Annotated in this window: 9 protein-coding genes and 2 pseudogenes; 6 read left to right on the top strand and 5 right to left on the bottom strand. The window is 72.7% G+C overall.

Translation table 11 applies throughout. The annotated features are described in order from the left end of the window. Window positions 1-201: 201 nt before the first annotated feature. Window positions 202-753 (top strand): annotated as a pseudogene (locus tag ACXAHD_RS27360) (patatin-like phospholipase family protein); the annotation flags it as partial. Window positions 754-1,029: 276 nt separating this feature from the next. On the opposite strand, the gene ACXAHD_RS27365 reads toward ACXAHD_RS27360, so the two are convergent. Next, window positions 1,030-1,953, bottom strand: coding sequence for an AEC family transporter (locus ACXAHD_RS27365; protein WP_281554777.1), 924 nt, complete (start codon window positions 1,951-1,953; stop codon window positions 1,030-1,032). A 277-nt stretch (window positions 1,954-2,230) separates the two neighbouring features. On the opposite strand from ACXAHD_RS27365, the gene ACXAHD_RS27370 reads away from it, so the two are divergent. The 3 genes from ACXAHD_RS27370 to ACXAHD_RS27380 all read left to right on the top strand — a co-directional run bounded on the left by ACXAHD_RS27370 (window position 2,231) and on the right by ACXAHD_RS27380 (window position 4,013). Then, a complete protein-coding gene (locus tag ACXAHD_RS27370; RefSeq protein ID WP_281554778.1) occupies window positions 2,231-2,908 on the top strand; it encodes a winged helix-turn-helix domain-containing protein in 678 nt (225 codons plus the stop codon). A gap of 194 nt (window positions 2,909-3,102) precedes the next feature. Beyond that, window positions 3,103-3,513: a TraR/DksA family transcriptional regulator gene (locus ACXAHD_RS27375; RefSeq protein WP_281554779.1), complete on the top strand. Its 411-nt coding sequence runs from the start codon at window positions 3,103-3,105 to the stop codon at window positions 3,511-3,513. A gap of 68 nt (window positions 3,514-3,581) precedes the next feature. Next, entirely contained in the window at window positions 3,582-4,013 is a 432-nt protein-coding gene (locus ACXAHD_RS27380) for a DUF2267 domain-containing protein (RefSeq protein ID WP_281554780.1), read from the top strand. Window positions 4,014-4,051: 38 nt separating this feature from the next. Here ACXAHD_RS27380 and ACXAHD_RS27385 read toward each other — a convergent pair whose 3' ends face one another. Beyond that, window positions 4,052-6,463: a beta-xylosidase/alpha-l-arabinosidase gene (locus tag ACXAHD_RS27385; protein WP_281554781.1), complete on the bottom strand. Its 2,412-nt coding sequence runs from the start codon at window positions 6,461-6,463 to the stop codon at window positions 4,052-4,054. 394 nt (window positions 6,464-6,857) lie between these two features. Here ACXAHD_RS27385 and ACXAHD_RS27390 point away from each other — a divergent pair, with 394 nt between their 5' ends. Continuing rightward, the gene (locus ACXAHD_RS27390; protein ID WP_281554782.1) at window positions 6,858-7,880 is read left to right on the top strand and encodes a LacI family DNA-binding transcriptional regulator; all 1,023 of its coding nucleotides are present in this window, start codon (window positions 6,858-6,860) and stop codon (window positions 7,878-7,880) included. A gap of 383 nt (window positions 7,881-8,263) precedes the next feature. Next, entirely contained in the window at window positions 8,264-9,526 is a 1,263-nt protein-coding gene (locus ACXAHD_RS27395) for a cupin domain-containing protein (RefSeq protein WP_475054165.1), read from the top strand. A gap of 21 nt (window positions 9,527-9,547) precedes the next feature. Here the strand turns inward: ACXAHD_RS27395 and ACXAHD_RS27400 are convergent, their stop codons facing one another. The 3 genes and pseudogenes from ACXAHD_RS27400 to ACXAHD_RS27410 all read right to left on the bottom strand — a co-directional run. Beyond that, window positions 9,548-10,213 carry a hypothetical protein gene (locus ACXAHD_RS27400; RefSeq protein ID WP_289212803.1) on the bottom strand — a complete coding sequence of 222 codons (666 nt, stop codon included), beginning with the start codon at window positions 10,211-10,213 and terminating at the stop codon, window positions 9,548-9,550. Next, the gene (locus ACXAHD_RS27405; RefSeq protein WP_281554785.1) at window positions 10,213-12,903 is read right to left on the bottom strand and encodes an FtsK/SpoIIIE domain-containing protein; all 2,691 of its coding nucleotides are present in this window, start codon (window positions 12,901-12,903) and stop codon (window positions 10,213-10,215) included. The genes ACXAHD_RS27400 and ACXAHD_RS27405 overlap by 1 nt, the downstream gene beginning before the upstream one ends. Continuing rightward, window positions 12,896-13,504: pseudogene (locus ACXAHD_RS27410) on the bottom strand (hypothetical protein); the annotation flags it as partial. The pseudogene ACXAHD_RS27410 and the gene ACXAHD_RS27405, both read right to left, overlap by 8 nt.

The raw sequence follows: 13,504 nt of genomic DNA on the forward strand, positions 1-13,504 counted from the left end.
GTCGGACTGCGGTCCGACCACCCACCGCGCCTGACCGACCTGGCTGGTTGTCCGGATGTTCATCCATAGGTAGCCGGGCGTTCGGCTTCGGCGCGTTGCGCTCGGTGGCGGTGCCGCCGGCAGGGCTGGAGTGGTTGGACGGACGGCGGTCCCGTCGTCGAGGTCGACGCGTCGGAGGTGGCGGTGACGGGACGAGCTGTGGTGTTCGGCGCTGGCGGGGACGGCTGGGCCGGCTGGCAGTTGGGGATGCTCGTCGGACTCGATCGGGCTGGCGCCGGACTGCGCACGCCGGACCTGGTGGTAGGGACGTCGACCGGCGCCCTGGTGGCGGCGCTGGTCTACGGCGACGCTGGTCCTGCCGCGGCCGTGCGGACCGTACGGCGGGTCGGGACCTGGCCGGTGACAGCCCGGCAGACCGACTACGAACTGGTCGACGAGACCCGCCGGAGCCTGCGTGCCGGCGGTGCCACGTCGTCGCAGGCCCGGGCGCAGCTTGGGCGGCTGGCACTCGCCGCCGACCCGTCGGACGCCGCCGTGGGTGCCGTTGCGGACCTGCTGCGGGACCACCGCTGGCCCAGCGCGCCCCGGCTGCTGGTCACCGCGGTCGACGCGGACAGCGGTCAGCTGGTGGCGTGGGACTCGACGTCCGGCATCGCCCTGCCACGGGCAGTCGCGGCCAGTTGCGCGCTGCCGGGGGTGACCGGGCCGGTGGCGGTGGACGGCCGCCGCTACATCAGCGGCGCAGTCCGTTCGACGAGCAACCCGGACCTGGCGGCCGGCGCGGCGACGGTGCTGGTTCTGGCCGACGGCGGGCCGGCGGAGGCCGAGGCGGCGGCCGAGGCGGCGGCCTGGCGAGATCGTCCCGCCGAGGGTTGTCCCGCCACGCCCATGTTCCTGACGCCGGATGCGACAGCACGGGCGGCGCTCACCGGTGACCCGGATGATGCTGTCGTGTTCGCGGCGGCGCTCGCCGCCGGTGAGCGTCAGTCGTCGGGGTACGCCGGCCAGGTTCGCGCCCACTGGGGGACGTCAGCCGAGCACGGCGGCGATCAGCATCAGGGTGACGGCGGTGGCGACCGTGGAGAGCACCACCGAGTCCCGGGCGAGGCGTTGACCGCGCTGGTACCGGGTGGCGAAGATGAAGACGTTCTGCGCCGTCGGTAGCGCGGCGGTGACCACTGCGGCGAGCAACGCGGTGCCGCTGAGGCCGAGACCGTGTCGGGCGATCAGGTAGGCCGCCGCCGGCTGGCCGAGCACCTTGAGGGCGACGGCGGTGTAGCGTTCCCGGGCCTGCGGGTCGGCCGCCAGCGGCCGGCTTCCGGGCAGGGACATTCCGAGGGCCAGCAGAGCCAGCGGTACGGCGGCCGCACCAAGCAGTTCGGCGGGGCGCAGCAGCTCGGCGGGTGGCTGCCACCGGCTGATCGCCAGTGCCAGGCCCGCCGCCGAGGCGATCATGATCGGGTTGCGGGCCGGCAGGGACAGCAGCCGACGGACGGACGGGCGGCGGTCGCCGGCGGTGAAGTCCAGGACGGCGAAGGCCACCGGTGCCGCGACGAGCACCTGGAACAGCAGCACCGGCGCGACGACCGAAACGTCGTCGAGCACGTACGCCGCTACCGGGATGCCGAGGTTGGCTGCGTTCACATAGGAGGCGCCGAGCGCGCCGATGGTGACATCGCCGGCCGGCCGCTGCCACAGCCAACCGGCGAGCGCCAGGTAGGCGGCCGCCACCACCACGGTGCTCGCCAGGTAGGCGAGGAACGCGGGGGTGAACACCTCGGTCGGGGACGTGCCCGCCAAGGTGGTGAACAACAGCGCCGGCGTCGCGATGAAGAAGGCCAGCCGGGCCAGGACGGCGGTGCCATCCGGGCCGAGCAGCTCGAAACGGCCGATCAGGTACCCGATCAGGGTCACCGACCAGATCGCGGCGAACCCGGCGACGATGGCGCGCATGTGATCATCCTGCCGGTTCGGCAATAGCACCGAGGTCGGGTATCCAGAGCGAGCAATCGATTACGGTGCGCTTGTCAATCATCACATTCCTGCAACGCCGTCCGGTATTGACCCGGGAGCGTGGGAGCGGCAGCATCGGTTCGTGCGCAGCCGCCGGCGCACCGGGTCGTCCCCTGTGTCCGGTGCTGGCTGCCGCGTCCCAGCCGGCTGCCGTTGCGTACGGACACCAGCCGGCGGCCGGGATACACGCTTCCGGCCGGAACTGTCTAGGAGGACCATGTCGGTCAGCCCTGCCTCGCCGCGCGCCGGCTGGTCCGGTTTGCCACCGTCTGGTGCGGCCCGTCCGCCCGCCGCGCCGCGGCGGGGGACCGGCCCGGCGATGGCGACCGTGACCGTCACCGTGTCGATTCCGCTCACCGCCGGCGAGGAGGCGCTCTCGTCGTCCGCCCGCCGGTTGTTGGAGGCCGCCCGGGAGCTGGTGGAACGGGGTGAGGCGACGGTGGAGATGCCGACGGTCGACGCGACCCGGGCGCAGCCCGGCGCGGCGCTCGACCAGATCGGCGCCGGCCGCGACGCGCCGGGTCCGACGTCGGCGGCCGGTGGGGTGTTCACCGACCCCGCCACCCGGTCACGGCGGACCACCACGGTCGCCGTGCCGGCACTGCACGTCATGGTCGCGTCGCGGACCGTTCTGTTGGACGGCGAGCCGCTGCTGCTGACCCGACTCGAGTTCGATCTCCTGCTGCACCTGGTGGAGAACCCTCGCCGGGTCTTCACCCGGTTGCAGTTGCTCGCCGCGGTATGGGGCTACGAGCACACCGGGGTGCGTACCGTGGACGTGCACATCCGCCGGCTCCGCGGCAAGGTGGGCAACTCGCCCCTGATCACCACCGTGTACGGCGTCGGCTACCGGCTCGCCGACGACGTCCGGATCAGCATCGACACCGCCGGCTGACCGCACTGCCGGGACCGCACTGCCGGCGGCCCCGATCGACGTCGGCGAGGCCCGGAGGCCGCGTGGCTGGCCAGGGGTTGGACGGGGTTTGCCGGCCGTCGGCGACGGGTAAGTGGCGGATCTTCGCGGCGACCCGGTGCCGGAGTCCGAGCCGGTCATGGCTCGCCGTAACCGATCTGAAGGGGGATGGGCGCATGCTGACGCATGACGTGAACCGGCGACCGGGACTCGGCGTACCGGGAACCATCGACAGTGATCGTATCCGCACCGCGCTGACCAGCCGGTACCAGGAGTTGACGGCTGAGTACGAGCAGGCGATGACGCAGAGCCAGGTGCTGCGGCTGGTCGAAGGGGGCGACACCGCCGGCGACGACCAGGCCGACAGCGGCACGAAGACCGCCGAGCGGGACGCGGCCCAGTCTTTGATCCGTACCATCCTGGAGCGTCGCACCCAGTTCGAGCATGCCCTGGCCCGTCTCGCCGCCGGCGACTACGGGCGTTGCGAGGGCTGCGCCGTAGCCATTCCGGTGGAGCGGCTGGAGATCTACCCCTCGGCCACCACCTGCGTCACCTGCAAGCAGTCCCGGGAACGGCGGGCGGCCTGACCGGGACCGTGCGGATCACGAGCGCCCCCCGGATCACCGGCACCACGAACCGACGAGGGAGCACGAAGATGACGACTGCCCAGCTGACTGCCATTGACGCCACCGTGGACAAGACCAACCGGTTGCTCAGCGAGATCGAGCACGAACTCGGCTGGCCGGCGCAGCGCCGCCAACAGTCCTATTCGGCGCTCGCCGCCGTGCTGCACACGTTGCGCGACCGGCTACCACTGGCCGAGGTGGTGCAGCTCGCGGCGCAACTGCCGCTGCTGGTCCGCGGGCTGTACTACGAGGGCTGGGACGCCACCTCGGCTCCGACGAAGCTGGACCGTGCCGAGTTCGTCGCCCGGGTGCGCCGGGACTTCCCGTTCGACGTCGAGGGCGGCGCCGAGCAGGTGATCCGGACGGTCAGCCGGGTGCTTCGACGGCACGTCAGCTCCGGCGAGTGGGACGACGTGCTGGCCACCGTACCGGTCGAACTGCGTGACCTGCTGAGCGACTGACGCCGCTGCCCGCACCGCAGCGGGCAGCGGCACCCCCGTCACCGTACGGTCACCTCGGTGGCCAGCCGGCGTCGGTGGTCGACCTGCCGCTGGGCGCCGACCAGCCGGACCGCGACCCGGTGGCGGACGTCGGTGCTCGACGCGGCCAGCCGCAGCTCCAGATCGCCGGGCTCGACGACCCGGCGCCCGTCCCGCCCGGTGAAACACGACAGGTCGGCGGAGAAGTCGAACTCGACCCAGCGCGCCTGGCCAGCCTGCAACAGCACCCGGGCGTACCCGACCAGCCGGATCACCGGTCGGGTGACCTGCGCCACCGGGTCGTGCAGGTACAGCTGGACGATCTCGCTGCCCGCGCGGTCACCGGTGTTGCGTACCCGCAGTCGGATCCGCAGCGTGCCGTCGGTGCCGATCTGCGCCGGAGCCGCACCCCGGTCGTGCTCGACCCCGTCGACCAGCGGCGTCGACCACTCGAACGAGGTGTACGACAGGCCATGACCGAACGGGTACAGCGGACCGGGATCGACATTGCTCACCTCGGTCCGGTGTCCCAGCAGCGGGCTGAGATAGCTGGTCGGCTGGCCGCCGGCCTGCCGAGGAACCCCGATCGGCAACCTGCCGGACGGGCAGACCCGGCCGCTGAGCACACCGGCGACCGCGCGGCCCCCCTCGGCACCGGGGAAGAACGCCTGCACCACCCCGGCCAGCCGGTCGGCGTACCGGCCGAGCGCGTACGGGCGTCCGGTCAGCAGCACCAGTACCACCGGGGTGCCGGTGGCGACCAACGCCTCGATCAACTCACCCTGCCGTCCGGGCAGTTCCAGGTCGGTGGCGTCGCAGCCCTCGCCGGAGGTTCCGGCGCCGAACAGCCCGGCCCGGTCCCCAACCACCGCGACACAGACGTCGGCCCGCGCCGCAGCGTCTGCGGCCACCACGATGCCCGGAGTGTCCTGCCCGTCCACCGGGCCGGTGGTGACGTGCTCGATGGCCGCTGCAGGCAGCTCGGCCCGCAGCGCGGCCAGGACGGTCCCCATCGGGAGTTGGTCACCGGCGTCGGCCGGGACGGTACCGACGTGGCTGGGGAACGTGTAGCAGCCCAGCAGCCCGTTGACTGAGTCGGCCAGCGGTCCGACCACCGCTACCCGCCCCTGCTCGGGCAGCGGGAGGACGGTGTCGTTGGCCAGCAGGACCACCGATTCCTCGGCCAGCCGCCGGGCCAGGTCCCGATTCACCGGCGGGTCCAGGTCGATACCCGGCCCAGCGGACGGCCCGCCCGCCTCGCTCGGGTGGTCCGCCCCGGCCAGTGCCGGTGGCACCGGATCCCAGTCCGGGTCGAGCAACCCCAGCTCACATTTCTGCCGCAGGACGCGGGTGACGGCCCGATCGACCACCGACTCCGGCACGGCACCCTGCCGGACTGCCTCGACAAGCGGGGCTCCGTAGCACCGTACCGCCGGCAGTTCGACGTCGACCCCGGCGCTGAGCGCCAGAGCGGCGGCGGTGGTGGGACCGTCGGCCACCCGGTGCAGCAGCTCCAGGAACGACACACCGAAGTAGTCCGCGACCACGGTGCCGGTGAACCCCCAGCGGCCACGGAGCAGATCGGTGAGCAGACCGCCGTCTGCCGCCGCCGGTACGCCGTCCACCTCCGCGTACGAGTGCATCACCGATCGAGCGCCACCGTCGCGGACGGCCATCTCGAACGGTGGGAGCAGGACGTCGGCGAACTCTCGCGGGCCGACCGACACCGGCGCGAAGTTGCGCCCGGCCCGGGAGGCCGAGTAACCGGCGAAGTGCTTGAGGGTGGCCACCACCCCGGCCGATTCGAGCCCACGCACGTATGCGGTGCCGATCGTGGCGACCAGGTACGGATCCTCGCCGATAGTCTCCTCGGTACGACCCCAACGGGGGTCCCTGACCACGTCGAGCACCGGGGCGAGTCCCTGGTGCACCCCGACCGACCGCATGTCCTGCCCGATCCGACGCGCCATCTGTGTCACCAGGTCAGGGTCGAAGCTGGCACCCCAGGCCAGTGGGGTCGGGTACACGGTGGCGCCCCAGGTCATGAACCCGGTCAGGCACTCTTCGTGGATCAGCGCGGGAATACCGAAGCGGTTGCCGGCGACGATCTCGGCCTGCAGCCGGTGCAGCGCCCGGGCACCGTCGGCCGGAGTCACCGCCGTGGTGCCGAACGGGCGGGTCAACTGCCCCAAGCCGGTGTGCAGCAGGTCGGCCCAGTCAACTGACTCGTCGACCAGATCATGCTGCAGCGGGGCCATGTCGTCGATCGAGGCATTGGCGCCCCGCCAGTAGCTGTACAGCTGTGCGATCTTCTCCGTCAGCGACATCCGACTAAGCAGGTCGAACACCCGTTCCTCCACCGGTAGGGTGAGATCGCGCCACGGCGCTGACCGATCGAGGGCCTCGTCCAGGGCATGGTTCGTGCCGCTCACCGGCAGCCTCCTGTCGATCGCGCCGCGCCAGTCCAGTACCGGCGTCGCCGGACCGTCGCGCCTGTTCTCCGACATGTTTCCGGAAACTTGCGGCTTCGTCGAGATCTGGCAGTCCACAGTTTGCTGGCAGTGTCCGGGTATGCTCCCGCATCGTGGCAGCCGGATGTGTCCCGTCCGGCCGCCGTTCAGGCAACCGCCGCCCGGGCGGTTCCGGAAAGTTCCGGTCGGTGGCGCGGCCGACTCGGTCGCCGGCATGTGCGACACACTGCCGGCCGGGTCGATGCCAAGCGTTTTCCAACTGCGGCAAGATGGGGCCCGGACTCGGCGTTCGGAGCCGGACCGACTGGCGGAAGGTTCGGCCGTACGCTGAAGCCTCGACGAAGGAGTTGCTGCCGTGACGGTCGATGAAGGACGCAGGATCACGATCACCGCGATCGCCCAGGAAGCCGGTGTCTCCGTGCCGACCGTGTCACGGGTGCTCAACGGGCGCAACGACGTCGCCCCGCAGACCCGTGAACGGGTCGAGGAGCTCCTGCGTCGGCACGGCTACCGACGGCGGGCGACCCGGTCCCGCGCCGGTGCCAGCCTGATCGACCTGGTCTTCAACGATCTGGACAGCCCGTGGGCCGTGGAGATAATCCGCGGCGTGGAGGATGTCGCGCACGCCGCCGGGGTCGGAACCGTCGTCTCCGCCATCCACCGTCGGTCCGCGGCGACCCGGCAGTGGCTGCAGAACCTGCGGACCCGGGCCACTGACGGTGTAATCCTGGTCACCAGTGAACTCGCTCCGCCATTACACACCGAGCTGCGACGGCTGAACGTACCGATGGTACTGGTCGACCCGGCCGGCGTGCCGAGCCTGGACATCCCCACTATCGGGGCGACCAACTGGGCCGGCGGACTGCGAGCGACGGAACACCTCATCTCCCTGGGACACCGCAGGATCGGCTTCATCGCCGGTCCGCCCCGGCTGCTGTGCAGCCGGGCCCGGCTCGACGGCTACCGGGCCGCGTTGGAGGCGGCTGAGATCCCGCTGCGCCCCGAGTACGTCGTCCCCGGCGACTTCTACCACGAGTCGGGCTTCGCTGGCGCGGCCGCGTTGTTCGACCTCGACGAACCACCGAGTGCGATCTTCGCGTCCAGCGACCAGATGGCCCTCGGCGCATTCGAAGCCCTGCGGCAACGCGGCCTGCGGGTTCCGGACGACGTCAGCGTGGTCGGCTTCGACGACCTGCCCGAGGTGCAGTGGTCGTCGCCACCGCTGACCACGGTGCGCCAGCCGCTGGCCGAGATGGGGCTGCTGGCGGCGCGGACAGTACTGCGTCTGGCGCAAGGGGAAGCGCTGGAGACGCCGCGGGTGGAGCTCGCCACCGAGCTGGTCGTGCGGGACAGCTGCGCGCCGTACCAGGAGCTGTAATCCGGCCGGCCCCGCGTTTACCCGAGGTTAGTGACGATCCGCCTCGGGTACCACCCGCAGGCAGGAGCGCGCCGGCGCCGCCGGCGCGTGCCGACCGACCCGCAGGGGGCAGTCATGACACTTGACGACGACGACATCCGCAGCACCGGGCCCGCGACGGGTCACGGCCCGGCTGATGGTGGGGCGAATCCGGCTGGGCGCGACGGTGGTGCCGACGGCGGCGCTGGTCCGAAGGCGCAGGAGGGCCCGGCTGATGGTGGGGCGAATCCGGCTGGGCGCGACGGTGGTGCCGACGGCGGGGCGAACCGGCGTTGACTCGGCTGCCCACCGCGACACGTGGTGCCGGCTGCACCGGCGGGCACGGACTTACCGACCCGCCGCAGATCGCCGCGTCACCGGGCTCGCCGGGTGGGGCGGGCGCGTCCCGCCGCCCGGCGGCGCTGACCCGGTGCGTTGCGGTGGAACCGACGACGTTCGCCGATGTCTACTGGGGGCGTAGACCGCTGCTGTCGCGCGCTGTCGACCTGGCCGGCCCCGCCGGCTTCACCGATCTGCTCGACGGCCCCGCAGCCGACCAGCTGCTGAGCCAGCACGGCCTGCGTACGCCGTTCCTCCGGGTGGCCCGGGACGGTGAGGTCTTCGCGGAACGGACCTACACCGGCAGCGCCGGCGCCGGCGCCGAGATCGACGACCAGGTGCTCGACGAGCGGGTGTTGGATCTGTATGCGGACGGTGCCACCCTGGTCCTGCAGGGCCTGCACCGGCTCTGGCCACCGATCATCTCGTTCATCGGCGAGCTGTCCACCACACTGGGCCAGCCGTTGCAGACGAACGCCTACCTCACACCGGCTGGCAGCCGTGGATTCGCCACCCACTACGACACCCACGACGTGTTCGTGCTGCAGACCGAGGGTCGCAAGCGGTGGCGGGTGCACGAACCGGTACTGACCGATCCGCTGCCCCAGCAGACCTGGTCGGGTCGGGCCGATGAGGTGGTTGCCCGGTCCGAGGCCGCACCTGCGCTGGACGTCGTGCTCGGCCCCGGCGATGCCCTCTACCTGCCTCGAGGCTGGCTGCACAGTGCCACCGCGCAGCAGGAGAGCTCGATCCACCTCACCGTCGGGATTCGCGCGTTCACCCGGTACTCGCTGGTCGAGGCGCTGCTCGAGCTCGCCGTCACCGAGCCGCAGCTGCGCACGTCGCTGCCGTTCGGCGCCGACCCGTGCGAACCCGCCGGGATCACCTCGGAGCTGACCGCGACGGTGGCGGTACTGCGTGACTGGTTGGCCTCTGTCGAGCCGGACCAGGTCGCGGCGCCTATGCGCCGCCGGGCCTGGTCGGCGGTGCGCCCGGCCCCATTGCCACCACTGCAGCAGGCGGACCGGATCCGGACGCTGACCGTCGACGACGTCATCCGCCGCCGACCCGGATTGCGCTGGCGGCTCACCTCGCAGTCGGACGAGCGGGTCACCCTGCAGATCTTCGACCGTACGGTGAACTTTCCGGGCAGGTGCGTCCCCGCCCTGCGGGCGGTGCTGGACACCGCCGGTGTCCGGGTCGGCGACCTGCCAGGACTGGACACCACCGCCGACCAACTGGTGCTGGCCCGCCGTCTGCTGCGCGAAGCGGTCGCGGTCGTCGGCTGATCCACCATCGGCCCGGTCGGGTCAGCCCAGCCCCGTCAGCAGGACGGCGGTCGCCGCCAGGCCGGCGACCAGGACGATCGACACGGTACGCAGGTCGAGCTCGGCATGCCGGCGGTCGGCCAGCGCCTTCGCCGGAACCAGCCCGAGTAGCGGACCGACCAGGGTGACGACGAGCGCGATCACCGGCATCCCGACCGCCAGGTCGCCGCCGTAGCGCTGCCCGGCCCACCGCGCGGCAGTGGACAACCCGAACGCGGCGACGGCTCCGGCGGCGCCGAACAGCGCCAGCACCGGATATGCCGCTCGGGACAGGGGACCCACGTCGTTGGACCGCTCGACCAGGGCGCGGGCGGCCGCCAGCCAGTGCTCCGGATCGTCGTCAACGGCGGTACCAGGGGGCGGCGGCAGTGGTGCCGGAAGGCCACCAAGCCGTCCGGCCAACGGCCCGAACCGGTGACCGACCTCGGTCCAGATGTCGGCGGCCGCCCGGTCGACGTCCGCCAGCTCCCGGCTTGCCTGCTCGTGGAGTTGGTGCAGCTCCGCCAGGTCGGTCTCCACCTCGGCCACCGCGGCCTGCGCGCCGTCGCACCGTTGCGCGTACCACTGCTGCGCTTCGTTCCGGCGGTTCTGCAGCGCGGCGGCGAGTTCGGCGAGCCGGCGCATCAGCTCGGGGTAGGAGGCATCCATCAGGTCAGCCCGTACGGGATGATGACCTCGGCGCTGCGGTGCACGGCCCGGTCGAAGAACAGCGCCCGCCACGGCCGGGGATACCACGCCGGGCCGCCGGCCCGGGGGTACAGCGGCGGTCCGAGGTCGGAGCCGTGCACGTCCAACGCCACCCAGGCGCCGATCTGGTCGGTCCGTGAGCCAATCCCGCCGAGGTCGTCACGCATCCGCGCCACACCGCGCCACCAGCCCAGCACATGGGTGTGTCGCTCGGGCCCGAGGTGCAGCACCCGGCGGAGCCGGTCCAGGCCGGAGCGGCCGGCGAACTTCGCCGCCAGCCGTCCGGCGGCGGCGTCGACCGCGTACAGCACCAGGAAGTGTGGGCGGACCGGACCGTCCAGCACGTCACCGGAGAGCCGGTCAGCGGTGTCCGCGAGCAGCCCGCCGACGGTATCCAAGTCGTACAGTCCGGTGCCGGCCGGTAACGCCGCGTGTAGCCGGCGGGCGGCGGCTTCCGCGTCCGGGTCCAGACAGGCGATGTCGAACCGCGCCGCGCCGGGCGGGTACTGCCGGGCCAGGGACCGGGCACCCGCGTCGAGCAGGGCGCACGCCTCGTCCACCCGGGTGCCCAGTACCGCGAGATTGCGTCCGGGCGCCCGGGCCAGGCCGAGCCGGGCGGAGCGGGCCAGCACGTCGATCGTCTCGCCGAGCAACGCCACCGGTACCCGCGGTCCGTCGCTGTCGGCGATGAGCGCCTGGTAGTCCGGCGCCTCGGCCAGCCGGGGTACCACGTCGCCGTCGAACAGCCGCGGCGGGGGCAGGTCGGCGGACCGTCGTCGCCACAGTCGGTGTTGCAGTTCCTGCCAGGTGTCCCGGTCGCTGGCGGGCGGAACCCGGACGACCTGGTTGGCCTCCATCGCCCCGGACTCGGCGTTGACCACGGCGTGGTGGCGGGGCAGTGACTCCGCCGCGGTGTTGGTCTCCGGCAGGACGCGGCGCGCCTTCGGTAGCGCGATCCGTAGTGCGAACTGGGCGATCAGCGCGGTACGCCCCCATAACGCCTGGATACCGGAGACGTCCTGGGACGCCAGGATCAGGTGGATGCCCTGTGACCGGCCACGCCGGGCCAGGTCCTCCAGCAACGTCGCGGCCTCGGTGGCCAGTGCGTCGTTGCCGGCGAGCAGCACCTGGAACTCGTCGATCACCGCCACGATGCGCGGCCACCGGCCCTGTGGGTCCTCGGCGCGCAACTCCGCCAGCTTCGTCACCTCGTGGCGTTTGGCGGCGTCGGCCCGCTGCCGCAGTTGCGCACCCAGGAAGTGCAGCATCGCCAGGCCGAACTCCCGGTCGGTGTTGACGTTCACCCCGACCAGCCGGACATGTGGCAGGAAGCTCGGATCCCGCCGGCCCGGCGCGAACCGGGCGAAGGACACCCCCTCCTTGAAATCCAGCAGGTAGAACTCCAGCTCGGTCGGGGAGTAGCGGGCGGCCAGGGCACCGATCCAGGCGTAGATCAGGTTGGTCTTGCCGGTGCCGGATGGCCCACCGATCAGCGCGTGCGGCGGATAGTCGCTCAGCGTCACCGTCACCGGCCGACCCTGTGGGCTGTCGCCGACCGGCGCGGTCAGCCCGGCGGTGGCGTCCTCGGTCCATTCCTGTTCGGGCAGCAGATCGCTGAACACCGCCGGGACCGGGCCGGCGGCGACCGCGGCGGCGATCTCCCGGCAGGTACGGGTGACCAACTCAGCCGGCGGTGGCGGGTCGATCCGTACCGGCAACTGCGGATAGCCGCTGACCCGGGCCGTGCCGCCGGAGACCGACACGGTGGTCACGGTGGGCGCGGCGCTGAGCCCGACACCGCGGACGATCAGATGGACGCCGCAGGCGGCACCGGCGCGGGTGATCCGGTCCAGCTGAGCCCGTTCGTGCCGGGACAGCTCCTCCCCGGGCCCGCCCAGCAGGACGGCGATCCGCCACGGCTCGGGCCGTCGGCCGGTGGCTGTCGCCAGTTCGCTCAGCGTCCGGAACTCTCCGGCCAGCACCGTCTCGTTGATCCGGCGGATGTGGTCGACCAGGTCGTCCAGGTGCCGGCTCAGCCCACCGGGGCCGGCGAAGGTGAGCAGGCCGGGTCCGGCCAGCGGGGCGAAACCGGCGAGGCCGCCACCGAGCTGTTCCGGGTCGTAGCCGGTCAGTCGGACGGCGCCGGGCGCGGTACGGCCGAGGATCCGCAGCAGTAGCGCGGACAGCACGGCGTCACACCCCGCTCGGTCGGCGCCGTCCAGCGCCACGTGGCCGTGGTCCAGGACCGCGACGAGCGCGGGTACGGCGGCACCCCCGGCCAGCCCGGCCAGCCCGGTCAGGCCGATCCGGCACGATCCCGGTGATTCCGTGCGTGCCGCCGGGGCGGGATGCCACCGGGCCCAGTCGGCGGCGGCGGCTCCCGGTGCCGCCCGGTCCACTGCCGCGACGGCTCCCCGGGTGACGACCGTTATCTGGTCGCGGTACTGCTCGGCGAGGTCGGCGAGCCGGCGGTCGCGGTGCACTGCGGCTCGGTGCGGCACCTGCTCGGCTGCCAGTCGTACCCGGTTGAGCTGTTGTTGCGCCGCGGCGATGTCCTGTTCGACGTCGTCAAGTCGGTTGCGGGCCGCCGCCCGGGCATGCCCGAGCGCCCGGCGGACCGCGGCTACCAGATCGGCCCGCGCGTCAGGCATCGCGCCCCCGCAGCGGTCGGGGCTGCTCCGGGCGCAGCGTCTGCGGCTCGCGGTCGAGCAGCCGCAGCAGTACGCCGGTGAGTACCGCGCCGGCGACGGCCGAGTCGGCCGGATGCGGCGGATCCGGGGGCTGCCCGGCCTGGTCACCGTCGGCCCGGCGACCGTCGTCGCGCCGCTCGTCGGCCGGCACCCGGCAGATCCGGGCGAGCAGGGTCTGCAGCACCGGATCCGGCATGCCGGGGAGCAGCTCGCGTACCCGTCGGGTGGTGGCGGAGGCGAGCTGACGCAGGTCCTCGGCCTGCGGCTCGTGGTCCAGCAGGTCTCCGGCGAGGCGGTGCAGCAGCGGTGGGGTGATCGCGGCGAGATTCAGCCCGGTCGGCGCGGCCACTGCGGCGAGGTCGCGGTGCAGTCCGGCCCGGTCCTCCCGACGGACCGCCGTCGCGACCCTGCGCAGCAGTTCGGGGGTGTCGGTGGCGGCGGCCGGCCGGGTCGTGTCGGTGGCGGCGTCCGGCCCTGGCCAGACCCCGGCGGACTCCCGGTCGGTCAGCTCCGCGACCCGGGCGGCCCACCAGTTGCCGAGCTCGGGCGCGGCGGGCGCACC

This window comes from Micromonospora sp. ABR4_055, assembly GCF_056160425.1.

Bases quoted from the DNA above. Each gene is read 5' to 3' on its own strand.
- ACXAHD_RS27365 (WP_281554777.1), bottom strand. From the start codon at position 1,953: ATGCGCGCCATCGTCGCCGGGTTCGCCGCGATCTGGTCGGTGACCCTG.
- ACXAHD_RS27370 (WP_281554778.1), top strand. From the start codon at position 2,231: ATGTCGGTCAGCCCTGCCTCGCCGCGCGCCGGCTGGTCCGGTTTGCCA.
- ACXAHD_RS27375 (WP_281554779.1), top strand. From the start codon at position 3,103: ATGCTGACGCATGACGTGAACCGGCGACCGGGACTCGGCGTACCGGGA.
- ACXAHD_RS27380 (WP_281554780.1), top strand. From the start codon at position 3,582: ATGACGACTGCCCAGCTGACTGCCATTGACGCCACCGTGGACAAGACC.
- ACXAHD_RS27400 (WP_289212803.1), bottom strand. From the start codon at position 10,213: ATGGATGCCTCCTACCCCGAGCTGATGCGCCGGCTCGCCGAACTCGCC.
- ACXAHD_RS27405 (WP_281554785.1), bottom strand. From the start codon at position 12,903: ATGCCTGACGCGCGGGCCGATCTGGTAGCCGCGGTCCGCCGGGCGCTC.